Origin of the sequence: Orrella sp. JC864 (assembly GCF_037026685.1) — a bacterium.
Classification (GTDB): domain Bacteria; phylum Pseudomonadota; class Gammaproteobacteria; order Burkholderiales; family Burkholderiaceae_B; genus Orrella.
Genome location: NZ_JBANET010000017.1, coordinates 1 through 26,579 on the forward strand (window position 1 = coordinate 1; position 26,579 = coordinate 26,579).

At 69.7% G+C, this 26,579-nt stretch carries 26 protein-coding genes; 23 read left to right on the forward strand and 3 right to left on the reverse strand.

All coding sequences use genetic code 11. The features are described from left to right. Positions 1-127: 127 nt before the first annotated feature. The gene (locus V8Z80_RS15195; protein WP_336062624.1) at positions 128-1,474 is read right to left on the reverse strand and encodes a sensor histidine kinase; all 1,347 of its coding nucleotides are present in this window, start codon (positions 1,472-1,474) and stop codon (positions 128-130) included. A gap of 124 nt (positions 1,475-1,598) precedes the next feature. Beyond that, positions 1,599-2,297, reverse strand: a complete 699-nt coding sequence (locus V8Z80_RS15200) for a response regulator (RefSeq protein WP_155195246.1) — start codon at positions 2,295-2,297, stop codon at positions 1,599-1,601. A 240-nt stretch (positions 2,298-2,537) separates the two neighbouring features. Here V8Z80_RS15200 and recA point away from each other — a divergent pair, with 240 nt between their 5' ends. Beyond that, positions 2,538-3,596, forward strand: coding sequence for a recombinase RecA (gene recA, locus V8Z80_RS15205; protein ID WP_336062574.1), 1,059 nt, complete (start codon positions 2,538-2,540; stop codon positions 3,594-3,596). After that, positions 3,593-4,087, forward strand: coding sequence for a recombination regulator RecX (gene recX, locus V8Z80_RS15210; protein ID WP_155196890.1), 495 nt, complete (start codon positions 3,593-3,595; stop codon positions 4,085-4,087). Before recA ends, recX begins: the two co-directional genes overlap by 4 nt. Here recX and V8Z80_RS15215 read toward each other — a convergent pair. Next, positions 4,084-5,016, reverse strand: coding sequence for a LysR family transcriptional regulator (locus V8Z80_RS15215; RefSeq protein WP_155196891.1), 933 nt, complete (start codon positions 5,014-5,016; stop codon positions 4,084-4,086). The genes recX and V8Z80_RS15215 overlap by 4 nt on opposite strands. Positions 5,017-5,177: 161 nt before the next feature. On the opposite strand from V8Z80_RS15215, the gene metE reads away from it, so the two are divergent. The 21 genes from metE (at position 5,178) to V8Z80_RS15320 (ending at position 26,576) form a co-directional block, all read left to right on the forward strand. Then, positions 5,178-7,472, forward strand: coding sequence for a 5-methyltetrahydropteroyltriglutamate--homocysteine S-methyltransferase (gene metE / locus V8Z80_RS15220; protein ID WP_155196892.1), 2,295 nt, complete (start codon positions 5,178-5,180; stop codon positions 7,470-7,472). Between the two features lie 134 nt (positions 7,473-7,606). After that, entirely contained in the window at positions 7,607-8,212 is a 606-nt protein-coding gene (locus V8Z80_RS15225) for a DUF2889 domain-containing protein (protein ID WP_155196893.1), read from the forward strand. A 3-nt stretch (positions 8,213-8,215) separates the two neighbouring features. Further along, a complete protein-coding gene (gene sucC, locus V8Z80_RS15230; RefSeq protein WP_155196894.1) occupies positions 8,216-9,376 on the forward strand; it encodes an ADP-forming succinate--CoA ligase subunit beta in 1,161 nt (386 codons plus the stop codon). 22 nt (positions 9,377-9,398) lie between these two features. After that, positions 9,399-10,280, forward strand: coding sequence for a succinate--CoA ligase subunit alpha (gene sucD, locus V8Z80_RS15235; RefSeq protein ID WP_155196895.1), 882 nt, complete (start codon positions 9,399-9,401; stop codon positions 10,278-10,280). 338 nt (positions 10,281-10,618) lie between these two features. After that, positions 10,619-11,317 carry a TerC family protein gene (locus V8Z80_RS15240; RefSeq protein ID WP_155196896.1) on the forward strand — a complete coding sequence of 233 codons (699 nt, stop codon included), beginning with the start codon at positions 10,619-10,621 and terminating at the stop codon, positions 11,315-11,317. A gap of 123 nt (positions 11,318-11,440) precedes the next feature. Next, positions 11,441-12,148 carry a TerC family protein gene (locus V8Z80_RS15245; RefSeq protein WP_336062575.1) on the forward strand — a complete coding sequence of 236 codons (708 nt, stop codon included), beginning with the start codon at positions 11,441-11,443 and terminating at the stop codon, positions 12,146-12,148. Between the two features lie 5 nt (positions 12,149-12,153). Then, positions 12,154-12,276: a hypothetical protein gene (locus tag V8Z80_RS15250; protein ID WP_336062576.1), complete on the forward strand. Its 123-nt coding sequence runs from the start codon at positions 12,154-12,156 to the stop codon at positions 12,274-12,276. Between the two features lie 14 nt (positions 12,277-12,290). Then, the gene (hemC, locus tag V8Z80_RS15255) at positions 12,291-13,232 is read left to right on the forward strand and encodes a hydroxymethylbilane synthase (RefSeq protein ID WP_336062577.1); all 942 of its coding nucleotides are present in this window, start codon (positions 12,291-12,293) and stop codon (positions 13,230-13,232) included. 1 nt (position 13,233) lies between these two features. Beyond that, a complete protein-coding gene (locus V8Z80_RS15260) occupies positions 13,234-14,049 on the forward strand; it encodes a uroporphyrinogen-III synthase (protein ID WP_336062578.1) in 816 nt (271 codons plus the stop codon). 22 nt (positions 14,050-14,071) lie between these two features. Then, positions 14,072-15,355, forward strand: coding sequence for a uroporphyrinogen-III C-methyltransferase (locus V8Z80_RS15265; protein WP_336062579.1), 1,284 nt, complete (start codon positions 14,072-14,074; stop codon positions 15,353-15,355). Positions 15,356-15,359: 4 nt separating this feature from the next. Continuing rightward, positions 15,360-16,925: a heme biosynthesis HemY N-terminal domain-containing protein gene (locus V8Z80_RS15270; RefSeq protein WP_155196899.1), complete on the forward strand. Its 1,566-nt coding sequence runs from the start codon at positions 15,360-15,362 to the stop codon at positions 16,923-16,925. A 30-nt stretch (positions 16,926-16,955) separates the two neighbouring features. Continuing rightward, positions 16,956-17,492 (forward strand): inorganic diphosphatase, encoded by a 537-nt coding sequence (gene ppa / locus V8Z80_RS15275; protein WP_155196900.1) that lies wholly within the window; start codon positions 16,956-16,958, stop codon positions 17,490-17,492. A gap of 96 nt (positions 17,493-17,588) precedes the next feature. Then, positions 17,589-18,284 carry a fumarylacetoacetate hydrolase family protein gene (locus V8Z80_RS15280; protein WP_155196901.1) on the forward strand — a complete coding sequence of 232 codons (696 nt, stop codon included), beginning with the start codon at positions 17,589-17,591 and terminating at the stop codon, positions 18,282-18,284. 119 nt (positions 18,285-18,403) lie between these two features. After that, positions 18,404-18,667, forward strand: coding sequence for a hypothetical protein (locus tag V8Z80_RS15285; RefSeq protein ID WP_336062580.1), 264 nt, complete (start codon positions 18,404-18,406; stop codon positions 18,665-18,667). Next, on the forward strand, positions 18,664-20,034 hold the full coding sequence (locus tag V8Z80_RS15290) for a hypothetical protein (RefSeq protein WP_336062581.1): 1,371 nt from the start codon (positions 18,664-18,666) through the stop codon (positions 20,032-20,034). The genes V8Z80_RS15285 and V8Z80_RS15290 overlap by 4 nt, the downstream gene beginning before the upstream one ends. Before the next feature lie 77 nt (positions 20,035-20,111). After that, complete coding sequence (locus V8Z80_RS15295; RefSeq protein ID WP_336062582.1) at positions 20,112-20,753, forward strand: hypothetical protein; 642 nt, start codon at positions 20,112-20,114, stop codon at positions 20,751-20,753. Between the two features lie 104 nt (positions 20,754-20,857). Then, entirely contained in the window at positions 20,858-21,481 is a 624-nt protein-coding gene (locus tag V8Z80_RS15300; RefSeq protein WP_336062583.1) for a hypothetical protein, read from the forward strand. Positions 21,482-21,492: 11 nt separating this feature from the next. Continuing rightward, positions 21,493-22,419: a Flp pilus assembly protein CpaB gene (cpaB, locus tag V8Z80_RS15305; RefSeq protein WP_336062584.1), complete on the forward strand. Its 927-nt coding sequence runs from the start codon at positions 21,493-21,495 to the stop codon at positions 22,417-22,419. Continuing rightward, on the forward strand, positions 22,416-23,822 hold the full coding sequence (locus V8Z80_RS15310; RefSeq protein WP_442951987.1) for a type II and III secretion system protein family protein: 1,407 nt from the start codon (positions 22,416-22,418) through the stop codon (positions 23,820-23,822). The genes cpaB and V8Z80_RS15310 overlap by 4 nt, the downstream gene beginning before the upstream one ends. Continuing rightward, complete coding sequence (locus V8Z80_RS15315) at positions 23,815-25,734, forward strand: ATPase, T2SS/T4P/T4SS family (protein ID WP_336062585.1); 1,920 nt, start codon at positions 23,815-23,817, stop codon at positions 25,732-25,734. The genes V8Z80_RS15310 and V8Z80_RS15315 overlap by 8 nt, the downstream gene beginning before the upstream one ends. After that, entirely contained in the window at positions 25,734-26,576 is an 843-nt protein-coding gene (locus tag V8Z80_RS15320) for a type II secretion system F family protein (protein ID WP_155195162.1), read from the forward strand. Before V8Z80_RS15315 ends, V8Z80_RS15320 begins: the two co-directional genes overlap by 1 nt. The last annotated feature ends 3 nt before the right edge of the window (positions 26,577-26,579 follow it).

Sequence of the window (26,579 nt, forward strand, 5' to 3'; positions counted from 1 at the left end):
GTCAGTCGGGCATGCTTATGGGTGTTCATCCGGCCTGGCTCCTTGAGCATTCTGGTGGTTTGGCGATTACCAGTGTCTCAAACCCGGTTCGGATGAACCATGGATACAACCTATTGAATGTTCACAGCTAGTCGGCCAGCCGCAGCAGGGTGAGCCTGACGCAGGTGCCCTGGCCCGCCGGCGTCGCGGCGTCGACCACCACCTGGCCCTGGTGTTTCTGGGCGATCTCGCGCACGATGGCCAGGCCCAGGCCGCTGCCGCTCACGCCGGTGCCCAGCACCCGGTAGAAGCGGTCGAAGACCCGTTCGCGCTCCTGGGGGGGGATGCCCGGTCCGGTGTCGATGACCTCGAGCACCGCGTGCATGCGCTGGTGGGCCAGGCGCACGGTGACGTGGCCGCCCTGCGGCGTATAGCGCAGGGCGTTGTCCAGCAGGTTGTTGAGCAGCTCGGCCAGCAGCAGCGGGTTGCCGAATACCCACAGCGGCCCGTCCGGCGCCTCGAAGCCCAGGTCTATGCCGGTGGCCATGGCCTGCGGCACCCAGTATTGCGTCTGCTCGCGGGCCAGGGCATCCAGATCCAGCCGCTCCATGGACACGCCGCCGGCGTTCTCGGCCTTGGCCAGCAGCAGCAGCTGGTTGACCAGCCGCGTGGCGTGCTCGGAGCCGGCCACCAGCTGGCGCAGGCTTGACTGCATGTCCTCCGGGCTGGCGTTGTGCAGCGCCAGTTCGGCTTGCGTGCGCAGGCCCGCCAGCGGCGTCTTGAGCTGGTGCGCCGCGTCGGCCACGAAGCGCCGCTGCGCCTGCACGCTGGCCGAGAGCCGGCCCAGCAGTTCGTTGACGGCCTCGACCAGCGGTGCGATCTCGGTGGGCGCGGCGTTCTCGTCCAGCGGCGAGAGGTCGTCCGGACGCCGTTCGCGCAGGCGCTGGCGCAGCGCGTTCAGCGGCGCGACCCCGCGCGAAAGCCCGAACCAGACCAGCAGCACGGCGATCGGCAGCACCACGAACTGCGGGATGATCACGCCCTTGATGATGTCGTTGGCCAGTTGTTCGCGCCGCTCCAGCGTCTCGGCTACCACCAGCAGCGCGGGCTGGGCCTGGGTCGAGGCCGCCGGCAGCCAGGTGTAGGCCAGGCGGATGCCGAAGTCGCGCAGCGTATCGTCGCGATAGCTGATCTGCCCCGGGACGGCGGGCGTGCCCGGCGGCGGCAGCGGCAGTTCGCGGTCGCCGCCCAGGTATTGGCCGTGGCTGCCGGTCACCATCCAGAACACGCTGTCGGCCTGGTCGGTGCGCAGCAGCCGCCGGGCGGGCGCGGACAGCTCGAGCGCGGCCTGGCCGTCGCGCACCTGGACCTGGTCGGCCAGCACGTGCAGGTAGTTCGACAGCGCCCGGTCGTAAGGGACGTTGGCGATGTTCTGCGCCACCACGTAGGTGATCGCCACGCTCATGGGCCAGAGCAGGAACAGGGGGGCCAGCATCCAGTCCAGGATCTCGCCCAGCAGCGAGCGGCGCGGCGGCGCGAAATTGGGTTCGGCGTGGCCGCTTTCGAGGATGTCCAGCGCTTCCTGGTTCAGGCCTTCGTGCGCGCCGGGCCGCGGGGCTTCAATGCGTGGCGGCGGGGTGGGAGGCGGCACTCTGGTCCCGTTCGAGGCAGTAGCCCAGGCCCCGCACCGTGGCGATCTTCACGCCGCTGGGTTCGAGTTTCTTGCGCAGGCGGTGCACATAGACCTCGATGGCGTTGGAGCTGACCTCCTCGCCCCATTCGCACAGGTGGTCGACGATCTGGTTCTTGTTGACCATGCGCCCGGCGCGGGTAAGCAGGATCTCCAGCAGGCTGACCTCGCGGGCCGAGAGATCCAGCGCCTGGTCATCGACCAGGGCGACGCGGCCGGTCTGGTCGAACACCAGGCGGCCGTGCCGCAGCACGGTCGAGCCGCCGCCCGCGCCGCGCCGGGTGAGCGCGCGCACGCGCGCCTCCAGCTCGGACAGCGCGAAAGGCTTGGCCATGTAGTCGTCCGCGCCCAAATCCAGCCCCTTGACGCGCTGCTCGATGCTGTCGGCGGCGGTCAGGATGAGCACCGGCAGGCGCGAGTTGCGCGCGCGCAGCCGGCTGAGCACTTCCAGGCCCGACAGGTGCGGCAGGCCCAGGTCGAGAATGAGCAGGTCGAAGGGCTGCGCCGAGAGGGCGGAATCGGCCGACAGGCCGTCCTGTACGGAGTCCACGGCATAGCCGTTGCGGCGCAGCGAGCGGGAAAGGCCGTCGGCCAGGATGCCGTCGTCTTCGGCGATCAGGATGCGCATGATGAAAAAGCGGGTTCGGCCGTTTTGGCGATGGCCGATTCTGGCATAGCCGCCGCCGGCTTGCCCAGCCGGGATTACGCGGAAATTTTTGTCATACTGTTCGTTTGTACAGTACAATCGGATGCAATAATTTCGCCATAGCGGCAAGGCCACCCGCGGCATGAAGCCGCGGCCGCCAGTTCCGGCACCGCGGGCCCCCTGGGGCCGGGCGCCTGCCGCCAACCCAAGTCAAGGATGCACATGGACGACAAAAGCAGCAAGGCCGCCGCGGCGGAAAAAAGCAAGGCGCTGGCCGCCGCGCTGTCGCAGATCGAAAAGCAGTTCGGCAAGGGCTCGATCATGCTGTACGGCGGCAACGAGGTCGAACACGATATCCAGGTGGTCTCCACCGGCTCGCTGGGGCTGGACATCGCCTTGGGCGTGGGCGGCCTGCCGCGCGGGCGGGTGATCGAGATCTACGGCCCCGAATCCTCGGGCAAGACCACGCTGACCCTGCAGGTCATCGCCGAGATGCAGAAGCTGGGCGGCACCTGCGCCTTCGTCGACGCCGAGCATGCGCTGGACGTGCAGTACGCTTCCAAGCTGGGCGTCAAGCTCACCGAGCTGCTGATCTCGCAGCCCGACACCGGCGAGCAGGCCCTGGAGATCACCGATGCGCTGGTGCGCTCGGGCTCGGTCGACCTGATCGTCATCGACTCGGTGGCCGCGCTGGTGCCCAAGGCCGAAATCGAAGGCGAGATGGGCGACTCCCTGCCGGGCCTGCAGGCCCGCCTGATGAGCCAGGCGCTGCGCAAGCTCACCGCCACCATCAAGCGCACCAACTGCATGGTGATCTTCATCAACCAGATCCGCATGAAGATCGGCGTCATGTTCGGCAACCCCGAGACCACCACGGGCGGCAACGCGCTCAAGTTCTATTCCTCGGTGCGCCTGGACATCCGCCGCACCGGCTCGATCAAGCGCGGCGAAGAGGTCGTGGGCAACGAGACGCGCGTCAAGGTGGTCAAGAACAAGGTCGCGCCGCCCTTCAAGCAGGCCGAGTTCGACATCATGTATGGCACGGGCATCTCGCGCGAGGGCGAAATCATCGACCTGGGCGTGCAGGCCGGCGTGGTCGACAAGTCCGGCGCCTGGTACAGCTACGAAGGCAACCGCATCGGCCAGGGCAAGGACAATGTGCGCGAGTACCTGCGCGAGCATCCCGAGCTGGCCTTCGAGATCGAGAACAAGGTGCGCGCCAACATGGGCGTGGTCAGCCGCGCCATGAGCATCGCCCCCTCCGAGGCCGAGGAAGAGTGACCGATGCGCGCGGGCGCGGGCCCAGTCTCAAGGCCCGCGCCGTTGCCTTGCTCTCGCGCCGCGAGCACAGCAGGCAGGAACTGGTCCGCAAGCTGCAGCGCCATAGCGAGGATGCCGCGCAAATCGAGGCCGTGCTCGACAGCCTGCAGCAGGAAGGCTGGCTGTCCGAGACCCGCTACGCCGAAAGCCTGCTGCGCAAGCACACGGCCCGGCAAGGAACCGCCCGCATCGTGCAGACGCTGCGCCGCAGCGGGGTGGACGAAACCTTCATCCGCCAGGCGCGCGCCGGCCTGCAGGCCACCGAGTACGAGCGGGCCTGGCAGGTCTGGCACAAGCGCTATGGCGGCAAGCCGGCCGCTACGCCGGCCGAGTATGCCCGCCAGGCGCGTTTCCTGGCCGCGCGCGGGTTCAGCGCCGAAGTGGTCGGCAAGATACTGAAGCGGGCCGGCGGCGCCGTGGACGACATGCTTGCGGACGGACCGGCCGACTAGTCCGACGGCGCGCCGCGTACCGATTTGATGCCCGCCAGCGTGCGAAAGCACACGTCCTTGGCGATCTGCAGGAAATCCTGGATGTACGAGGCGTCGGCATCCTCGGTGCGCACGGCCGCATACAGCGTGCTCCAGAGCCCTTGCGGGCCCAGGCGGCACAGATGCATCCATCCCTGTTCCCGGTATTCGGTCAGCGCCCAGTTCGGCAGCGCGGCCACCCCGCGATTGCTGGCCACCAGCTGCGCGATGATGGGGGTCAGCTCGGCCCGGCGCACCGCCGCGGGCTCGACGTCGGCCGGATCCAGGAAAGCACGAAAGACGTCCAGGCGCTGCTTGTCCACCGGATAGGTAATCAGCACCTGGTCGGCCAGTTGCTGCGGCTCGACGTGCTTGTGCGCCGCCAAGGGGTTGGCGCGCGCCACCGCCAGCATCATTTCGTAGCGAAACAGCGGCAGGTACTGCACGGCTTCCAGGGGCTGGGGATCGGAGGTGATGACCAGGTCCAGGTCGCCGCGCACCAGTGCCGGCAGGGGAGCGAAGGAGAACGCGGCGGACAGGTCCAGCGCCACCTCGGGCCACTGTCCGCGAAAGCTGTCCAGCGCGGGCATCAGCCATTGGAAGCACGAGTGGCATTCGATGGCCATGTGCAGCCGCCCGGTGCGCCCGGCGGCCAGGCGCTGCAGTTCGCGCTCGGTGGCTTTCAGGCGGGGCAGCACTTCGTCGGCCAGCGCCAGCACGCGCAATCCCGCCGTGGTCAGGCGGGCAGGGCGCGTGCGGCGGTTCAGCAGGGACACGCCCAGCCGGGTTTCCAGGTCGCGCAGCTGGTGCGAGAGGGCCGATTGGGTCAGGTGCAGGCGTTCGGCAGCCTCGAGCAGGCTGCCGCCGTCGCGGATGGCGACGAGGGTTTCGAGATGACGGATTTCCAGCATGGGGGGCCGTGTCGATGCGTAGCGGGGCGGCGCGCGGCCGCATCGGCGTATTTTATGAGAATTTCTCAATAAATCTATGCTGGATTTGATTTTGATTCATGAAGTGGCCCGGGGAGAATGCAGGTTTGTTGCGTAAATCTTCCTGAAGGCGGGCAATTTTTATGACCATCATTCATAACCTGGGCTTTCCGCGCATCGGTGCGCAGCGCGAACTCAAGCGTGCCGTCGAGGCCTATTGGGCCGGCAAGCAAGACGAGCAGGCGCTGCTGGCCACCGGCCGCGAGCTGCGGGCGCGCCATTGGCGCCTGCAGGCCGAGGCGGGCATGGCCTTCGTGCCCGTGGGCGATTTCGCCTGGTACGACCATATCCTGGAATGGACCACTTTGCTGGGGGCGGTGCCGGCGCGTTTCGGCCAGCCCGAGGACGGTCCGGTGGCGCTGGACACCCTGTTTCGCATGGGGCGCGGCAGGGCCCCCACCGGCACGCCCACGGCCGCCTGCGAGATGACCAAGTGGTTCGATACGAACTATCACTACATCGTGCCTGAACTGGTGCCGGGCCAGACCTTTCGCATCGCCCGCGATAGCCTGTTCGAGCAGGTCGACGAGGCGCTGGCGCAAGGCCATGCGGTCAAGGCGGTGATCCCGGGGCCGCTGACCTGGCTGTGGCTGGGCAAGGGCGACCGTTATGCCGGCGCGGACGATGCCGCCAAGCTGGAACTGCTGCAGAACCTGCTGCCCGTCTATGAGCAAGTGCTGCGCCGGCTGGCCGGGCAAGGCGTGCAGTGGGTGCAGATCGACGAGCCCATCCTGGCGCTGGACCTGCCGCCGCAATGGCGCCAGGCCTATGGCCGCGTCTACGCGCAGCTGGCCGGCGCGCCGGTCAAGCTGCTACTGGCGACCTATTTCTCGGGCCTGCAGGACAATCTTTCCATCGCCGCCGCCTTGCCCGTGGCCGGGCTGCACGTGGACCTGGTGCGCGCGCCCGGCCAGCTGCAGGCGGTGGTGGACGCCCTGGGGCCGGACAAGGTCCTGTCGGCCGGGGTGATCGACGGGCGCAATATCTGGCGCAGCGACCTGGACGCCTGCGTGCAGGCGCTCGCGCCCGTGCGCCAGCGGCTGGGCGAGCGCCTGTGGCTGGCCCCCTCGTGCTCGCTCTTGCACGTGCCCGTGGACCTGGCCGAGGAAACCGAGCTGGATGCCGAGCTGCGCAGCTGGCTGTCCTTCGCCATCCAGAAACTGGACGAGCTGCGCCTGCTGGCCGCGGCGCTGCAAGGCAGCCAGGACGCGCAGGTCGGCGCGGCGCTGCAGGCGCAGCGCCGCGCCCTGGCCTCGCGCCGCCAGTCGCCGCGCATCCACAATCCGGCGGTGGCCGCGCGCATGGCGCAGGCGTCGTCCCTGTCGCGCCAGCGCGAGCCTTTCGCCCAGCGGATCGCCGCGCAGCAGCAGGCCCTGGGCCTGCCAGCGTTTCCGACCACCACCATCGGCTCGTTTCCCCAGACGGCGCAGATCCGCGCGCTGCGGCGCGACTGGAAGGCCGGGGCCATCAGCGACGCCGCCTATGAAAGGCAGATCCGCGCCGAGATCGAGCAGGTCGTGCGCTTCCAGGAAAAAGTGGGCCTGGACGTGCTGGTGCACGGCGAGCCCGAGCGCAACGACATGGTGGAGTATTTCGGCGAGCTGCTGGCCGGCTTCGCCTTCACGCGCAACGGCTGGGTGCAGAGCTACGGGTCGCGCTGCGTCAAGCCGCCGGTCATTTTTGGCGACGTGGCGCGCCCGGCGCCCATGACGGTGGGCTGGTCCGCCTACGCGCAGTCGCTGACCGAGCGGCCGATGAAGGGCATGCTGACCGGACCGGTCACCATTTTGCAGTGGTCCTTCGTGCGCGACGACCAGCCGCGCGAGCAGACCTGCCGGCAGCTGGCGCTGGCGCTGCGCGACGAGGTGGTGGACCTGGAGCAGGCGGGCATCCGCGTCATCCAGATCGACGAGCCGGCCTTTCGCGAGGGCCTGCCGCTGCGCCGCGCCGACTGGCAGGCCTATCTGGACTGGGCCGTCGATTGTTTCCGCCTGGCCACCGCCGGAGTGCGTCCGGATACCCAGATCCACACCCACATGTGCTATTCGGAGTTCAACGACATCATCGAATCCATCGCCGCCATGGATGCCGACGTCATTACCATCGAGACCTCGCGCTCGAACATGGAGCTGCTCGATGCCTTCGAGCGCTTCAGCTATCCCAACGACATCGGGCCCGGGGTCTATGACATCCATTCGCCCAACGTGCCGGACGTGCAGTGGATGGTCGGGCTGATGCGGCGGGCGGCCGAGCGCCTGCCCAAGGAGCGGCTGTGGGTCAACCCGGACTGCGGGCTCAAGACGCGCGGCTGGCCCGAGACCGAGGCGGCCCTGGCCGGCATGGTGCAGGCGGCGCGCCAGCTGCGACAGGCTGCCTGAAACGGCCCGGGGGGCGGTGCGGGCAGGGGCGGGCATGGCCGCTCCTGCCGTCCGGTTCGCACGGGCGCCGCTGTCTTGTCGCTGCGCTATACTTTGAAACTTTGTTGCCCCGCAGCATCCGTATTGCGCCTTCCATGCCGCTTTCCTCGCCCACCGTCGAACGCCAGCCGCTGCATACGCGTTCCATCCGCATCCAGTCGTATGGACGCGCGGACGGGCTTTGGGACATGGAAGCCGAGCTCATCGACACCAAGGCCTACGATTTCGAGACGCGCGGCCGGCTTCACCGGGCGGGCGCGCCCGTGCATCATATGCACCTGCGCGTGACCTTCGACGCCGAATACACCATCGTCGCGGCCGAGGCCGCCTATGACGCCGCGCCCTACGGCCAGGCCTGCTCCTGCATCGAGCCGGACTACGAAAGGCTGGTCGGCCTGAACCTGCTGCGCGGTTTCCGCCAGCGCGTGCGCGAGCGTTTCGGCCGCGTCCAGGGCTGTACGCACATGACCGAGCTGTCGTTCGTGCTGCCCACTGCCGCCGTGCAGACCATGGCCAACCGGCGCCGCGAGCAGGCCGACACGGGCCAGCGCCCGTTCCAGCTCGACGGCTGCCATGCCTTGCGGGTGGACGGCGCGGTGGCGCGCGAATTCTATCCGCGCTGGTATCAGGCCCCCGAAGGCGCCCGCGGTCCGCAGGGCGCCGATGTTCATTCCTCTTCCTCTCATCCGACCGACAGGTAACACATGAAAATCCACGAGTACCAGGGCAAGGAACTGCTGAAGCAATTTGGCGTCCCCGTGCCGCGCGGGATTCCCGCTTTTTCCGTCGAAGAGGCCGTTGCCGCCGCTGAAAAGCTGGGCGGTCCGGTCTGGGTCGTCAAGGCGCAGATCCACGCGGGCGGCCGCGGCAAGGGCGGCGGCGTCAAGCTGGCGCGCTCGATCGACGAAGTCCGCAAGCTGGCCGGCGAGATCCTCGGCATGCAGCTGGTGACGCACCAGACCGGCCCGGAAGGCCAGAAGGTCAACCGCCTGTACATCGAGGAAGGGGCGGACATCCAGAAGGAATACTACGTATCGGTGGTGACCGACCGCGCCACCCAGAAGGTGGCCTTCATCGCTTCCAGCGAAGGCGGCATGGACATCGAGGAAGTGGCCCATTCCACGCCCGAGAAGATCGTCACCGAGTACATCGATCCGCTGACCGGCCTGTCGGACGAGCAGGCCAAGCTGATCGCCGACAAGATCGGCCTGCCGGCCGATTCGACCGCCCAGGCGGTGGACGTGTTCAAGAAGCTGTACCAGTGCTACATGGACACCGACGCCTCGCTGGTCGAGATCAACCCGCTGAACCGCGACAGCAAGGGCAACATCATCGCCCTGGACGCCAAGTTCAACTTCGACTCGAACGCGCTGTTCCGCCATCCCGAGATCGTCGCCTACCGCGACCTGGATGAAGAGGATCCGGCCGAGATCGAGGCCAGCAAGTTCGACCTGGCCTACATCCAGCTCGATGGCAACATCGGCTGCCTGGTCAACGGCGCCGGCCTGGCCATGGCCACCATGGACACCATCAAGCTGTTCGGCGGCGAGCCGGCCAACTTCCTGGACGTGGGCGGCGGCGCCACCGCCGAGAAGGTCACCGAGGCCTTCAAGATCATGCTCAAGAACAAGAGCGTCAAGGCCATCCTGGTGAACATCTTCGGCGGCATCATGCGCTGCGACGTCATCGCCGAAGGCGTGATCGCCGCGTGCAAGGCCGTCAACCTGAACGTGCCGCTGGTGGTCCGCATGAAGGGCACCAACGAAGAGCTGGGCAAGAAGATGCTGGCCGAATCGGGCCTGCCGATCATCAGCGCCGACACGATGGCCGAAGCCGCCACCAAAGTCGTTGCCGCCGTCCGTTAAGAATTTGCCAAGGAAACCGTAAATGTCGATTCTGATCAACAAGGACACCAAGGTCATTACCCAGGGCATCACGGGTAAGACCGGGCAGTTCCATACCCGCATGTGCCGCGAGTACGCCAACGGCAAGAACGCCTTCGTGGCGGGCGTCAATCCCAAGAAGGCCGGCGAGGACTTCGAGGGCGTGCCCATCTACGCGACCGTCAAGGACGCCAAGGCCGAAACCGGCGCGACCGTGTCGGTGATCTACGTGCCGCCCGCGGGCGCGGCCGCCGCCATCTGGGAAGCCGTCGAGGCCGAGCTGGACCTGGTCATCTGCATCACCGAAGGCATCCCCGTTCGCGACATGCTGGAAGTGCGCAACCGCATGAAGGCCAGGAACAGCAAGACCTTGCTGCTGGGCCCGAACTGCCCCGGCCTGATCACCCCGGACGAAATCAAGATCGGCATCATGCCCGGCCACATCCACCGCAAGGGCCGCATCGGCATCGTCAGCCGCTCGGGCACCCTGACCTATGAGGCCGTCGCGCAAGTGACCGGCCTGGGCCTGGGCCAATCCAGCGCGGTGGGCATCGGCGGCGATCCCATCAACGGCCTGAAGCACGTGGACGTGCTCAAGCTGTTCAACGACGATCCCGATACCGACGCCGTCATCATGATCGGCGAGATCGGCGGCCCGGACGAAGTGGCCGCGGCCGAGTGGGCCAAGGACAACATGAAAAAGCCCGTGGTCGGCTTCATCGCCGGCGTGACTGCGCCTCCCGGAAAGCGCATGGGCCACGCCGGCGCGCTGATCTCGGGCGGGGCCGACACCGCCGACGCCAAGCTGGCCGCGATGGAAGCATGCGGCATCCGCACCACGCGCGACCCCTCCGAAATGGGCAAGCTGCTCAAGTCGGTGCTGTAAACCGGCTTGCGCATCGACCGGCAGGCCGCGACGCCGGCCCGCCGTGTCGAGGCCTCCGTCAAAAGCCCTGGCACATGCCGGGGTTTTTTTTCGCCTTGGGCCGCCCGAGGCAAAAAGCGGCCCCTCGGGGCAGGGGCATCTGGCCGAAGGCCCAGCGTGCGGCCCCTTGCCGAAATGCTTTCAGTGGCGTGTATTTCCGGTCAGCGAGATGAAACTATAATGAAAGAAAATTCCCCATAAGAATTCCGGCGCCCGCATATCGTTCCCCTCGGCTCGCACAAGACGAACAGGCGCCCAGACCGCCAATCAACCATCTTCGCATTGCTGGACCGAGGGATATGGAACCGACTTCCGCCGTCTTCTGGATCGCGCTGATCCAGATCATCTGGGTAAACATACTGCTTTCCGGCGACAACGCCGTGGTCATCGCGCTGGCTGCGCGGGCGCTGCCCGCGCACCAGCAGAAAAAAGCCATCGTGGCCGGCTCGGTGGCGGCCATCGTCATGCGCATCGTGCTGACGCTGGTGGCCGCGCAATTGCTGCTGCTGCCCTGGCTCAAGACCGTGGGCGCGTTGCTGCTGGTCTACATCGGCGTGACCCTGCTGCTGCCCGAGGGCCAGGCCGGCGGGCAGGGCGCCAAGACCGCCACGCTGGGCGCGGCCATCCGCACCATCATGGTGGCCGACCTGGTGATGAGCCTGGATAACGTGGTGGCGGTGGCCGCCGCTGCAATGGGCGACTTCACGCTGCTGGTGGCGGGCCTGGCCATCAGCATCCCGCTGGTCATCTTCGGCAGCTCGCTGCTGCTCGGGATCATCGGGCGCTTTCCCGTCATCGTGTGGGTGGGCGCGGCGCTGCTGGGCTTCGTGGCCGGCGAGATGCTGGTGGGCGATCCGGCGCTGGACCAGCCCCTGCACCGTGTCGATGCCATGCTGGGCATTTCCCATCACAGCCTGGCGCTGATCGCCGGCGGCATCGGCGCTGCGCTCGTGCTGGCGCTGGGCAAATTCTTTCTGGTCCGTCACCAAAAAGCTTAATGAAAGCTGAACTACAATCGCGGGCTTGTCCCGCCGGATGCCTCGCGTGCGGCGGGGCATCCCGGCATCATTCATTCGTTCGTTCATTCATAGGTTTTTCGATATCCGTAAAGGGGGATCAAAGTGCTTGAGTTTTTCCAGACGCTCAGCTGGGCGGCAGTTTTTCAGATCATTCTGATCGACATCCTGCTCGGCGGGGACAACGCGGTGGTCATTGCGCTGGCCTGCCGCAACCTCGAGCCCAAGCAGCGCATGCAGGGCATCCTGTGGGGCACGGCCGGTGCCATCCTGCTGCGTGTCATCCTGATCTTCTTCGCCCTGACCCTGCTGTCCATTCCGTTCCTGAAGGTGGTCGGTGGCCTGCTGCTGCTGTGGATCGGCATCAAGCTGCTCATTCCCGAGGAGGATGCGCACGGCAACATCCAGGGCGGCAGTTCGATCATGCAGGCCATCAAGACCATCATCGTGGCCGACTTCGTCATGAGCCTGGACAACGTGATCGCCATTGCCGGCGCCGCGCAGGGCGCCCATGCCGACCACCAGCTGGGCCTGGTGATCTTCGGCCTGCTGGTCAGCGTGCCCATCATCATCTGGGGCAGCACGCTGGTGCTCAAGCTCATCGACCGCTTCCCGATGGTGGTGGTTTTCGGCGCCGCGCTGCTGGGCTGGATCGCCGGCGGCATGCTGGTGACCGATGTCGTGATCGAGCGCAACCTCGGCGTGCAGCCTCCCGTGGTCAAATACGGGGCTGAAATCGTCGGTGCGCTGCTCGTCGTCCTGCTCGGACGCGCGTTGGCTGCCCGGAAGAAAAACGCCATCAAGGAAGCCTAAGCGAAATGAGCCTGCGCAAGACCAGCCATCCCCGTCAGCATGAATCCGGCCTGAGCCTTCTGACCGGCCTGATGATCCTGGCGGTCATCGGCATCGTGGTGGCGGTGGCGGCCAAGGCCCTGATGTAGTGCCAGGGCCCGCCGTGTCACAGCCCGAACGACTGGTCATTGCCACCCGCGCGAGCCGGCTTGCCCTCTGGCAGGCCGAGCACGTGCGGGACCGGCTCCAAGGCCTGTATCCCGCCTGCCGGGTCGAGCTGCTAGAGCTCACCACCCGCGGCGACCGTATCCTGGACCGCACGCTCTCGAAGGTCGGCGGCAAGGGCCTGTTCATCAAGGAGCTCGAGAACGCGCTGCTGGACGGCCGCGCGGACATGGCCGTGCACTCGCTCAAGGACGTGCCGGTCGACCTGAGCGACCCTTTTCTGCTGACCGCCGTGCTCGAGCGGGCCGACCCGCGCGATGCACTGGTTTCCAACCATTACGCCAGCCTGGCCGAACTGCCGCCCGGCGCGGTCGTGGGCACCTCCAGCCTGCGGCGCGAGTCGCAGCTGCGCGCGCGCCATCCCCATCTGCGCGTCCAGCCCCTGCGGGGCAACCTGGACACCCGGCTGGGCAAGCTGGACGCCGGCCAATACGACGCCATCGTCCTGGCGGCCGCGGGGCTGCAACGGCTGGGCCTGCATGAGCGCATCCGCTGCTGCCTCGAACCCGAGGAAAGCCTGCCGGCGGCCGGGCAGGGCGCGCTGGGCATAGAGATCCTGGCCTCGCGCCAGGACCTGCGCGAGCTTCTGGCTCCTTTGGCCTGCGCCGACACGACGGCTTGCGCGCTGGCCGAGCGGGCCGTCTCGCGGGCGCTGGGGGGCTCCTGCCAGGTGCCGCTGGCCGCTTATGCGCAATGCGGCGGCGGGCTGCTGTCGCTGCGGGCGCTGGTGGCCTGTCCCGACGGCCGGCAGGTCCTGCATGCCCAGGCCCAAGGGGCGCCGGCGCAAGCCGAACAGGTCGGCCTGCAGGCGGCCGACAGCCTGCTGCAGGCCGGCGCGCGCGAGCTGCTGCGCGGCCTGCTGGCGGACGGAGCGTCCTGAGGTGTCCGGCGCCAAGCCGGAGCTTGCCGTCCTGACGCGGCCGGAAGGCCGTAACGAAGCGCTGGCCGCACGCCTGCGCCAGGCCGGCTGGCAAGTGCTGGTCCAGCCCGCGCTGCGCATCGAGGCCCTCGATCCGCCCGAGCTGCCGCACCCGCGCGATTACGATTTGGTCGTGTTGGTCAGCGGCAACGCCGCGCGCCTGTACTTTTCCTGCTTGCGCAGGCGTTACGGCGGGTTTGTCTGGCCGCAGGCCACCGCCGCGGCCGTGGTGGGCGCGGCCAGCGCCGCCGCCGTGCAGGCGCAGCCCGGCTGGAACCGCCGGGCCGCCTTGGTCTCGCCCCTGCCGCAAGCCCTGAACCACGATTCGGAAGCCTTGTGGCAGGCCATGCAGGCCGGCGGCCTGCGTCCGCAGCGAGTGCTGCTGGTGCGCGGCGAGCATGGCCGGGACTGGCTGGCGCAGCGGCTGGCCGGGCAGGGTGCCCGCGTCCAGACACTGGCCCTGTACCGGCGCCTGCCGCAGTCCTGGCCGCAGTCCACGCTGCTGCGCCTGCGCCAGGCCGCGCAGGCGCAGCAGCCGGCGGCCTGGCTGATCACCAGCGCCGAAGGGCTGGCCGCCGTGCGCGAGCAGGCGCGCGCACGCGGGCTGGCGCAATGGCTGGCCGGCTGCCCGGCGGTCGTGACCCATCCGCGGCTGGCGCCCTTGTGGCAGGCCGGCCCGGCCGATACGTTCCGTAATGACGCGCGCGCCAAGGCGATGGTAAAAATCTGCTTGCCTGAAGAGGGGGCGCTGGCACGCGGCTTCGCGGCCTTGCGCTAGCGGGGCATGGCGGGCATCCGCCGTGCGTGGCGGCAAACGCTCGCGCGAGCGCGGCAACGACTACAATCGCGACATGACAGAAACGACACCTGACAGCGCCACGGGCGCCCAGACGACCAAGGGGCCGGCACCGGCCGTCGAGCCTACCGCGACGGCTTCCGCACAGACTTCCGCCTCGCCTCCGCCTGCGCCGCCGCCCGCGGCGCCCAAGGCGGGGGCTGCGCCGCGCCGCGGCACGCCCGGCCTGGGCGTGGCGGTGATCGTGCTGGTGCTCCTGGCCGCGGCGCTGGCCGCCGGCTGGTGGTACCAGCACAGGCAGGCCGAGCGCAGCGTGCGCGAACTGGCCAGCCGGCTCGATGGCGTATCGGCCGAGGTCGGCCAGCTGCGCCGCGATGCGCGCCAGGCCCTGTCGCTGGTGCAGACGCAGGGCAGCCGGGTCGCCGCCCTCGAAAGCGCGCTGCAGGATGCGCAAACGCAGTTCGACAGCCTCGAGCAGTCGCTGCAGAATTTCTCCGACAATACCGGCGAGGCGCTGCTGGTCAACGACGTGGATCGCATGCTGGCCCTGGCCAGCCAGCAGCTGCGCCTGGCCGGCAACGTCAGCAACGCGGTGGTGGCGCTCGAAACGGCCCAGGCCCGCCTGGCGCGCGCCGACCAGCCGCGCCTTGCCCCGTTGCAGCAAGCCATCAACGGCGACCTGGACCGCCTGCGCGCGGTGCCGCTGGTCGACGTGGCCGCCGTCTCGGGCAGGCTCGACCGCCTGATCGACCTGGTGGGCCGCGCGCCGCTGCTGGTGCCCGACGCGGCCGCGGCCAGCGTGGACGAGCCTGCCGGACAGCCTTCTGCCCGTCCGGCTCCGCCGCCGGCGGCCCCGCCCGTGGATCCCGATGCGCCCTGGTGGGAGCGCCTGCGTGCCGAGATGTCGGCCTGGCCGGGCCGGGCCTGGGACACGCTGGGCCGCGAAGTGGGCGACTTGATCAGCATCCAGCGCGTGGATGATTCGGATGCGCTGCTGCTCTCGCCCGACCAGGGCGCGCAACTGCGCGGCAACCTGCGCATGCGCCTGCTGACCGCGCAACTGGCGCTGCTGATGCGCCAGGGCCCGGTGTGGGAAAGCGAGCTGTCCACCGTCGAGTCGGCGCTGGGCTCGCGCTTTGACAGCCGTGCGCCTGAAACCCAGGCGGCCCTGCGGCTGGCCCGGGAGCTGGCCGCCACCGACGTGGCCGTGCCCCTGCCGGATATCGCCGACAGCCTGAGCGCCCTGGCTGCCGTGCGTGCCGCCAGCCAGCAAAGCCGCGGAGACTGAAGGCATGCGCACCTGGTTCTGGACGCTTCTGCTGGCCGCTGTCGCCGTCGCCCTGGCGGTATTCCTGCGCGAGCACGAGGGCAACGTGCTCATCCTGGTCGAGCCCTGGCGCGTGCAGCTTTCGCTCACCCTGGCCGTGCTCCTGCTGGTGGCGACCTTCATCGGGCTTTATGTGGGGCTGCGCCTGCTGGGCTGGCTGCTGTCGATTCCCAGCCGCGTGCGCGCCTGGCGTGGCCGCCGCGCCCAGGTGCGCGACCACGAGCTGCTCGAGCGCGGCTGGATCGGCTTTCTGGAAGGGCGCTATGCCCACGCCGAGAAAGACCTGACCAAGCTGCTGGGACAGACGCGCAGCCAGCCGCGCAAGGTCCTGGCCGCCTTGTCGGCCGCGCGCGCCGCGCACGGCCTGGGCGAGATATCCCGCCGCGACGCGCTGCTGGACCAGGCGCTGGAGCATGCCGGGCAGGACGCGGGCCTGAAGGAGGCCGTGGCCACGGTGGCCGCCGACCTGCTGCTTGACCAGGGCCAGGCCCAGGCCGCGGTCCAGCGCCTGGCGCCCTTGCAGGACGGCGGAGTGCGGCATTTGCATACGCAGCGGCTGCTGTTGCGCGCGCATCATGCGCTGGGCAACCACGAACAGACTTTCGGCCTGGCGCGCAGCCTGATGCGCCGCGGCGTGCTGGCCAAGGGCGAAGGCATTTCCCTGCTGGAGACGGCGGCGGCCGAGCGCCTGCGCGCCGGCGGCGACGATGCCTGGCGCGCCGTCTGGAAAGACCTCAAGGCCGACGAGCGCACCTTGCCCGAGGTTGCCCTGGCGGCGGCGGCGCGTTTCGAGCAGGCCGGCCAGCCCGACGAGGCCGCCCGCGTGCTGGAGGCCGCGGTGGCGGCCAGGATGGACGAGCGGCTCATCATGGCCTATGCGCGCTGCGAGCCCGCCCAGGTCAAGCGCCGCCTGGCCAAGGCCGAGGAATGGCTGGCCAAGCGTCCGGACGATCCCGACCTGCTGTGCGTGCTGGGCATGCTCTGCCTGGCCGGCCAGTTGTGGGGGCAGGCCGAGCGCTACCTGCTGCGCTCGGCGCAGCGGCGCAACGACGCGCGGGTGCATGCCTTGCTGGGCAGCCTGTACGACCGCCTGGACCGCGCGCACGATGCCGCGCGCCATTGGCGCCTGGCCACCGCGGCGGGCATGCCGCTGCCGGTGCTGGCCTCGGACGGTTCGCTGCCGGCTGCCGACATGCGCTCTGATCCGGCCTTGCTGGCCGGCGAGGGCATGGACGACTATCTCATCGAGACGCCCGGCACCGCCGCGCCGGCGCCCGAGCCGGTCCTCCACGCCGAGCCGCCCGAGGCCGCCAGCGCCTCGGACTACGTGCTCGATCCCTACGCCCGCGAACTCGAAGGGGCGGCCGATCGCCAGGTCCAGGACCCAGCCCCCGGGCCGGCTGGCGGCCAGGTCCGCGCCACCGAAGCGCTGGACGAATATTTCGACAGCGCGCCGATTCCGGGCGTGGATTTCAACGAGGTGCAGCCCGAGGGCAAGCCCGGCCCGGATGCGCCTGCCGAGAAAAAATAACTTCTTCTTCATCCCCAACAAGGTCGCATAATGAGTCTTGATCGTGTGCCCGCGGGCAGCAAGCTGCCCGACGAATTCAACGTCATCATCGAAATTCCCGCCAACGCCCAGCCGGTCAAGTACGAAGTCGACAAGGAAACCGGCGCGGTTTTTGTCGACCGCTTCATGCTGACCGCCATGCACTATCCGTGCAACTACGGCTATATCCCCCAGACGTTGTCCGAGGACGGCGATCCTGCCGACGTGCTGGTGGTCACGCCTTTCCCCGTGCAGATCGGCGCGGTCATCAAATGCCGTCCGCTGGGCGTGCTGCACATGGACGACGAGGCAGGCGGCGATGCCAAGCTGCTGGCCGTGCCGGTGGACAAGCTCTATCCCGTCTATCGCGACATCAAGAAGCCCGAGGACCTGCCGGCCGAAGACCTGGCGCGTATCCAGCATTTCTTCGAGCACTACAAGGATCTCGAGAAGGGCAAGTGGGTCAAGGTCAAGGGCTGGGGCGGCGTGGACGAAGCCCGCGCCGAGGTCGAGCAAAGCGCGGCGCGCTACCAGGCCGGCGCCAAGTGATGCCGGGCCGGGCGGCCTGGGCGCCCCCGGCCTTGCGTGTCGTCAGAAGCTTACCGGCAGCCTTTTCGGGCTGCCTTTTTCATAAGGTATCGCAGCATGGAATTCGTATTCGAACCCGCCCCGACCGTGGCGCTGCCGGTGGCTGGCAGCAGTGCGCGCTTTCCCGTGCGCAGGGTGTATTGCGTGGGCCGCAACTATGCCGAGCACGCCAAGGAGATGGGCTTTAGCGGCCGCGAGGACCCGTTCTTCTTCGCCAAGCCGGCCAATGCGCTGCTGGCCGTGGACGATGGACAGACCGGCCAGATGCCCTATCCCTCCAAGACTGCCAATCTGCACTACGAAATGGAGCTGGTGGTGGCGATCGGCAAGGGCGGCAAGGACATCGCCGTCGAGCAGGCCAATGCGCACGTCTGGGGCTATGCGCTGGGCCTGGACATGACGCGCCGCGACCTGCAAGCTGAAGCCAAGAAGCAGGGCCGGCCCTGGGAAGTGGCCAAGGGTTTCGACCTGTCCGGCCCCATCGGCCCGGTGCACCCCGTGAGCAAGACCGGCCTGATCGACAAGGGCGCGATCTGGCTGGACGTGGACGGCCAGCGCCGCCAGAGCAGCGACATCTCGGAACTGATCTGGAACATCCCCGAGACTATCGCCTACCTGTCGGGGCTGTTCGAACTGCAGCCCGGCGACCTGATCTTCACCGGCACGCCCGAAGGCGTGGGCGCGGTCACGCGCGGCAACCTGATGGTGGGCGGCGTGCAGGGCCTGGGCGAGCTGCGCGTGCAGGTGGTCTGACGCCTACGCGCCGCCCGCAAGGGCGGTGCGACGTTTGCATCCGCCTCGGCAGCTCCGCATAGCGGGGCGCCGGGCAAGGGCGCAGACTGGCTCCATGCCTACCAACGCATGGAGCCCTCATGAAACAGCGCAAGTCCCAGCTCGGCCAGGGGATGACCGAGTACATCATTGTCGTCGCCCTGATCGCGGTGGCCGCTATTGCGGTCTACCAGTTGTTCGGGCAAGTCGTCCGCTCGCAGACAGCCGCCATGGCGCGCGAGCTTGCCGGCGAAGACGGCAGCACGCAATCGCGCGCCGCGCAGAAGGCCGCCGGCAATGCCGCCAAGCAGACCGATGCGCGCGGCCTGAAGGCTTTCACCAACAACGCCGGCGCCGCCAAGTGAGGGCGCAGGCTTGCCTGGGCCTGCGCCAGGGCGGGCAGGCCCTGCCCCTGGCCTTGCTGGTGGCCGCGGCCGGCGGGCTGGCATGGCTGGCCATGAGCATGGCCGGCAGCAGCGCCGCGGCGCGCAGCCGTCTGACGCATGTGGCCGACGCCGTCGCCTATAGCGGCGCACTGGCCCAGGCGCGCAGCCTGAACCTGCTGGCCATGATCAACCGGGCCCAGATCGCGCACCAGGTCGGTATGGCCCACCTGGTCACGCTGGCCGCCTGGGCCCAGCATGGCCAGGCGCAGTCCGGGCGGGTGCGCCGCGGCAATCCGCCCTCGTTCCTGATCGGCATGCTGTTCGGGGCGGCGTACGGATCGGCCTATGCGGCCGCGCGCCCGGGCTTGGGCGGCCCGGATGGGCTGGCGCAGGCATACGCCCGCCACGAAACCGTGGTCCACGACGTGCTCGACAGCGCGCGCCGCGCCATCGTGGCCGAACTGCCGCAAGCGCGGATGAGCGCGATGCGGCAGGTGCTGGCCGCCAATTTCCAGGCCGCGCAGCCGGGCCTGCTGCCCATGGCCGATGCCTTGCCGGCCATGCAGCTGCTCGATGAGAACCTGTCCGGTTTTATCGTCAGCCATGCGCCATCGGGCAGGGGCAGCCTGCGCGGCGCCGTCGATACGGCCGTGGCGCCCTACCGCTTCCTGCACCCGCGCAACCGTACCGTACGCAACCCCTGGTCCGTGTCGCGCCAGTGTCCCTGGCTGCGCCACGAGCTGCGCCGGCGCGGCGATACCCGGATGGACCTGGAAGGGCGCTGGCAGGCCCACGATACGCTGTCCTACCATGCCTTGCGCAGCAACCGCCGCATTGGCTGCTATTTCCGCGAATATCCCATGGGCTGGGGCCTGGCCGGCACACAGGGCGGAACCGGCGGCCTGGTTCACCACGAAGATCCGCCCGAGGACTTTTCCGCCCAGGATTTCTGGCGCTGGGTGCGCGCGGCCACCGACTGGAGCCTGCTCGACGGCAGCGATAATTTCCTGGCCAATTCCTATGCCGTGCGCGGCGCGGCGCACTGGCCCGGCCGCGGCTTGCCCGGCCATGCCGACTTGGCGCGCTCGCCGGGTGGCGCCCAAAGCTTGCGCCTGGCCATCAGGCTGCGTCTGGACGCCGTCTCGCTGCGCTTGCCTGGGCTGCCCGCCAGCCGGGCCGGCTGGCATGGCCCGGCTGCTTTTGCCGCAATCGATGCCGTGCAGGCCGATAGCGCAGCCGAGACCTACTTCGTGCGCCCGCATGCGCGGGCCGATGGCCGCGCCGAAGCGCCCAGCCTGTTCCATCCGTATTGGCAGGCCCGCTTGCGTCCATTGGAGCAGCCATGACGCGGTGCGGCATGCCCAGGTACGGCCAAGCCCGGTCTTGGCGCCCGCCCGGCACCGGGCAACAGGCAGGGCAGGCCTTGGCCGAAGCCTTGCTTGCCTTGCCGGTGCTGGCCACGCTCTGGCTGGCCGTCGCCTATACCGGCACGGTGCAGCATGCCGGGATGCAGGCCGCCGACGCCAGCCGCCTGGCGGCGTTCCAGGCGGCGGCACAGGCCGACCCCTTGCACCCGTCGGCGGTGCCCGCCACGGTGCCGGGGCAGGCCGCCGGGCACGGCGGGGATCTGCGCTGGCACCGGGAGCCGGGCGCGGATCGCGTGCCGGCCGGCGCCGGGCACGCGCAGGCCTTGCGGCGCGAATGGCTGGCGCACGAGCCGGGCCTGCTCAAGGCCTGGGCCAGCACCGTGGTGCCGTTGCCGCGGCTGCTGCGCGCGACGCAGGCCGAGCCTGCCGTGCGCGTGGTGCGCCACACGTCGCTGGCTACCGGCGCGGCGCACAGCAGCACAGATCTGCAGACCCAGCGGCGCATCGCGCTCTCGTCCACGGGCTGGACACAGGCCGCCGACGCGAGCATGGCCCGCGGTGCGCGCGTAGCGGCGTTCATGAAAGCGGTGGATCGGCCCTGGCCGCGCACCGCTCCGGATTTCGATTGGCTGGGCGCCTGGCGCGCGGTGGTGCCCGAGCGCCTGTTGCGTGCGCCCCGGCCCTGGGGGGCGCCATGAGGCGGTCCGGTGCGTGCCGCTGGCGCTGGCTGGCGGTCCTATGCGTCATGTTACCGGGCGAGTGGGGCCCTGCCGCCGCTGCCTGGGCGGCGGACCCGCCGCGCTTGCAGGCCGGCGGCGTGGTCCTGGCGCTGCCGCGCGGCTCGTTCAGCGAGGCGCCGATGGTCTTGCAATGGCAGGGCCAGCCGCTGCGCCTGCGGCATTTCCATGCCCCGGTGCCGGTGGACGTCCTGCTGCAAGCCTTGGCGCCGGCCTTGCCGGAAGGGGCCGATTTGCTGATCGAGCCGGGGCAGGCCCAGCTTTCCTGGTTCGAAGCGCCGACGCATTGGCTCATGAGGCTGACCGGCGTGCAGGGCCGCACGGCCGGATGGCTGTCGGGCTGGGACGTGGGCGCGGCGACGGCCGGCGCGGCGGTAACCGCCGTTGCCGGCACCGCGGCAAGCGCCGCCGCGGGCGGCGCGCGCGAGCCCGGCATGCCGGCCCAGGCGGCGCTCTTGCACGAAGCGCACTGGCCGGGCGAGGCAGGCATGGCTGCGCGGCGTGTTCAACTCTATGCCGGTCCGGCGCTCGAGCGCGGCCGGATACTGGCCGGCCTGCGGCGCGCCGGCTGGGAGGAATGCGCGGCGGCAAGCGCCGGATGCAGGAACGGCCATGGGCTGCACCTGCATTGCGTCGAGGCGGCGCAGGACGGCGCCTGCGTGCTGCTGCGCGAGGGCCTGCCGCGATGAGGGCCGCCGACATGCGCGGATGGCGCCTGTCCGGCACCGCCCGGCAATGGCTTTGGCTCGGGCTGGCGGCCGCCGCCGGGCTGCTTGCCGCCTGGTCCGCGGCCCGGCATATCCAGGCCAAGGTCCAGGACCTGGAAAGCCAGGCGCGCGTACCGACGGTATTCGCGTTGGTGGCCGACGACGACCTGCCGCAAGGAACCCGCCTGCACGCTGCCTTGCTGGCGCTGCGCGAATTCCCGCAGCAGTGGGTTAGCGCCGACGCCTTGCCGGACGAGGCGCTGGACCTGCTCGAGGGCAAGACGCTGGCCCATGCGGTGCGGCGCGGCGAACCCATCCTGCCTGCGCACCTGGCCGAGCCCCGGCCGCAGGCCTTGTCGGCACGGCTGGCGCCCGGCCGGCGGGCGGTCAGCGTCGCCGTGGCCGACCTGAATCTGCAGCCCGGCCTGCTGGCCCCCGACGACAAGCTGGACCTGTACGTCTCTTTCCAGAGCGAAGGCGCAAACGTCACCGCCCCCTTGCTGCTGGGCGCGCGCGTCATCGCCGTCGGCGGCTGGCAGGACCTGCCGGGCATGCAAGCGCAGTCGGGCAGCGACACCGTCACCTTCGATCTGGAGCCTGCCGATGCGGTCAAGCTGCTGACCGCTCGCGATACGGCGGCGCTTACCGCCTTGCTGCGCCATCCCGATGATGCGACGCAGGAGCGGGCCGCAGCGGGCGGCGATCTTGCCGCACTGCTGGGCATGCCCCGGCCCCAGCCGCCCCGGCCGGCCCCCGTGGTCTTGTACGGCGATGCGCCGGGGCTGGCGGAGCCGGACATGGAGGCTGGGCATGCGGGGCCGGCTGGGCCGTTGCGGGGCTGGTTCGACGCGCCCGCCTTCGGCCTGGCACATGGGCGCGGCGCGGGGCCGTCCGGCGCGCGCCAGGGGAGTGGCCGATGACACCCTGGCTCGCACGCTGCCGGCGTTTTCCGGCCATGCTGTGCACGGCCCCGGTCCTGGCCTGGGCCGGGGCCGCGGCAGCCCAGCAGGCCGTCCTGTCGATGCAGGTCGGCGAGACGCAGGTGCTCGAGGCGCCCGATGTGCGCAGGGTCGCCGTGGGCGATAGCCAGGTGGTGCAGGCCGCTACCGCCGAGGGCCGCGAAGTGCTGGTGTTCGCACGCGGCGCCGGCAGCACCACGCTGCATGTCTGGACCGGCGCGGGCGGGCGCCGCGCCTACGCGGTCGAGGTCGCCCCGGCCGGCATGCGGCGCGCGCGGGCCGAACTGGACGCCTTGCTGGCGCAGACGCCGGGCGCGCGCAGCCGCACGGTGGGCGAGAAGATCGTGATCGAGGGCGAAGGCATCTCCGATGCCGACCAGGCGCGCATTGCCGCCTTGGCGCAGCGCTATCCGCAGGTCATCGACTTCACCAGCCAGGTGGGTTGGGACAGCATGATCCTGCTGGATGTGCAGGTCATCGAGGTGCCCAGTTCCCGCTTGCGGGAGCTGGGCGTGCGCTGGGATCCCTCGGCGCAGGGCGGGCTGGCGGCCGGGCTGGCCTGGGAGGCGGCCAGCCCGGGCCTGCAAGCCGCGCCGGGCGAGCCGCCGCTGGCCGCCGGCTTTCCCGCCCGGCCGGCGCTGGGCTATTTCGGCCTGAACGCCCTGGTGCCCGCGCGGCTGCAGGCCTTGGCGCAAAGCGGCGAGGCCGTGGTGCTGGCGCAGCCTCAGCTCATGGCGCGCAGCGGCGCCACGGCCAGCTTCCTGGCCGGCGGCGAGGTGCCTTACGCCACGACGGACGAGCAGGGACGCTCCAATACGGTCTTCAAACCTTATGGGGTATCGCTATCGATCACACCGCGGGCCGAGCGCAACGGCACGGTGCGCTCGCGCATCGACGTGGAGGTCAGCGCGGTGGACGCCTCGGTCAGCACGCCCTCGGGGCCCGCCTTGTCGATCCGGCGCGCCAGCACCGAATTCAACGTGCGTTCGGGCCAGACGCTGGTGCTGGGCGGCTTCCTGTCCCGCGAGCAGGCGCGCGACCAGTCGCAGGTGCCGGGCCTGGGCAGCCTGCCCGTGCTGGGGGCCTTGTTCCGGTCCGAGCGGTTCCAGCGGCGCGAGACCGAACTGGCGATCTTCGTGACGCCCGTGCTCGTATCCCCGGACGATCCGGACATGGCCGAGCGGGTGCGCCGCGGCAGGCAGGAGATCGGCCAGGCCTTTCCCGAGGCGCCGCGCTTGAACGGACCGGTGCGGGGCCTGTCGCCTCGCGCCGGCTGGGATCCCTATGCCGGCCCCGGTTCGCAATGGACGGAGGGGCTCCGGCACGGCAATCGCCATGACTTGCAGGAGACAGTGGATGAGTGACGTCATTGAAATGGATCCCGGTGCGCGGGGCTTGTGCATGACGCTGCATTTCCAGGACGGCAGCGTGCGGCAGGAGGCGATCGGCGTGCCCTGCGTCATCGGCCGGGAAGCCAAATGCGACGTTCGCATCCGCCATTGGCGGGTGGCCAGGACGCATGCCAGGCTGGACTGCGTCGATGCCGGCCTGGTTCTCGAGGACCTGGGTTCCCTGGCGGGGACCAGCGTCAACGGCAAACGTATTGCACGGTATGGTCCCTTGCGCACGCAGGACGAGATCGTGATCGGGCCATGCCTGATCCGGCTGGCGCTGCTGCGCAGCGGCCAGGGCAGCAATCCTGGCGGGCTGTCCGGCTCCCAGCCGGCGGGCGCCGCGCAGGCGGCCGCGCCCGCCGGCTTGCAGGAAGCGGCGCAGGCGTATGCCGCCGGGCAGCCGGCCCATCGGCCTGGTCTGCCTGGCGGCACGGATGCGCCGGCGGCGGGCGACGCGCCAGCGCCGCCGGCCAGCCTGCCGGCGTCAAGTACGGCCTGCGGCTGCGAGCCGGCCGACACGCGGGGCGGCCAGGATTGGGCAGCGCAGCCCGCGTCCACGCCGGCGCCGTCTTCGCCGGCCAGCGGCCCCGCCAGCCCGCCAGCCGGCGAGCCCGGCCAACGCCAGGCATTGCGCCAGGCCTTGCTCGAGGCGCTGGATCTGCGCCGGCGCGACGTCTCCAGCATGAGTGACGCCATGCTGCGCGCGGAGGCCGCGGCGCAGCTGCAGCGCATCGTGGCCGAGCTGCCCGGGCCCTCGCGGCCCGATCCGGCGCTGGTGCGGGCCGTGCTGGATGAGGCCGTCGGGCTCGGTCCGCTGGAGCCTTTGCTGGCCGATCCCGGGATCACCGAGATCATGGTCAACCGCCATGACGAGATCTATGTCGAGCGGGCGGGCCGGCTGGTGCGCGAGGCCGCCAGCTTCAGCGACGAGCAGTCGCTGCTGGGCGTGATCGAAAAGATCGTCACGCCCCTGGGGCGGCGAATCGACGAAAGCTCTCCGCTGGTCGATGCGCGCCTGCCCGACGGATCACGCGTGCACGCGGTGATTGCGCCGGTCGCCTTGAAAGGAGCGGCGTTGACGCTGCGCAAGTTCCCGCAGCGCCGTCCGGGCATGCAGGACCTGGTGGCCGGCCATGCGCTGGATGGCCGCATGGCGGCCTTCCTGGCGCTGTGCGTGCAACGGCGCAAGAATATCGTCGTGGCCGGCGGCACCGGTTCGGGCAAGACGACCTTGATCAATGTCCTGTCGCATTGCGTACCCGAGGGCGAGCGCATCGTCACCATCGAGGATGCGGCGGAACTGCGCCTGCAGCACGATCACCTGATCTCGCTGGAGGCCAGGCCGCCCAACCTGGAAGGACGCGGCGCGGTGACCATCCGGGAACTGGTGCGCAATGCCCTGCGCATGCGGCCGGACCGCATCATCGTCGGCGAGTGCCGGGGCGCGGAGGCCTTCGACATGCTGGCCGCGATGAACACCGGCCATGAGGGCTCGCTGACCAGCCTGCACGCCAATAGTGCGCGCGATGCCCTGGCCCGGCTCGAGACCATGATCCTGATGGCCGGCATGTCCTTGCCGCTGCAGGCGGTGCGCGAGCACATCGCCTCGAGCATCGACCTGATCGTGCAGCAGTCGCGGCTGTCGAACGGCCGGCGCCTGGTCAGCGCGATCGTCGAGGTCACGGGTATGGAAAGCGGCTGCATCCAGCTGCAGGAGATCTATCACTACGACCGGCGCGGCGATGTCTTTCGCGCCAGCGGTTTGGTGCCGCAGTTCGTGGACGGCTGGCGCGAGCAAGGCGCCGGCTGCGATATGGCCTTGTTCGCGCCCGGCCTGGCGCCGGGGCAGGGGCGGCGCGCCGGCGCGCCTGCGGCGCCGTGATGCTGCTGGCCATGGCGGGCGCGGCCGTGGCGGCCGCCTTGCTGGCCTGGCTCGCGCAGGCCTGGGCCAGGCTGGCCTGGCATCGCTACCAGCAGGCCTTCACCGCCGAGGCGCGGCTGCGCCTGAGCGAGTTCTTCGTCTTCGTCGATCCGCTGCAGCTTTGGCTGCTTACCGTCCTGCTGTGCGGGGTTGGCGCCTTGCTGGCCTACGTATTGAGCGGCAGCATCGCGGTGGCCGGGCTATGTGGTGCGGCGGGCCTGTACATGCCGCGCTGGCTGGCCGCCAGGGCCAAGGCGATAAGGCTGGCGCGCTTCGATGAGCAACTGCCCGAAGCGCTGTTGTCCATGGCATGGTCGCTGCGTGCCGGCGCCAGCCTACCGGTGGCCTTGCGCGCGGCCGTCGCGGACGGCGCCGTGCCCCTGTCCCAGGAACTGGGGCTGCTGCTGCGCGAGCAGCGCATGGGTATCGGGCTGGAACAGTGCCTGGAAAACCTGCATGCCCGCATGGCGACCGAGGCGTGCGGGCTGATGTGCGCGGCCTTGCGCATCGCCGTGCGCACCGGCGGCAACCTGTCCGACGCGCTCGAGCGCATTGCCGTCAACCTGCGGGCCCGGCTGCTCATCCATCGGCGCATCCATGCGCTGACGGCGCAAGGCCGGATGCAGGCCTGGGTGGTTGGCGCCTTGCCCGTGTTGCTGCTGGCGGTGCTGGACAAGCTCGAACCCGAGGCGATGGCCCCGCTGTGGCGCACGCCCGCGGGCTGGACGGTGCTGGGCCTGATCCTGCTGCTCGAGGCGGCCGGCATCGCCATGATCCGCCGCTTGACGCGCATCGAGGTCTAGCGC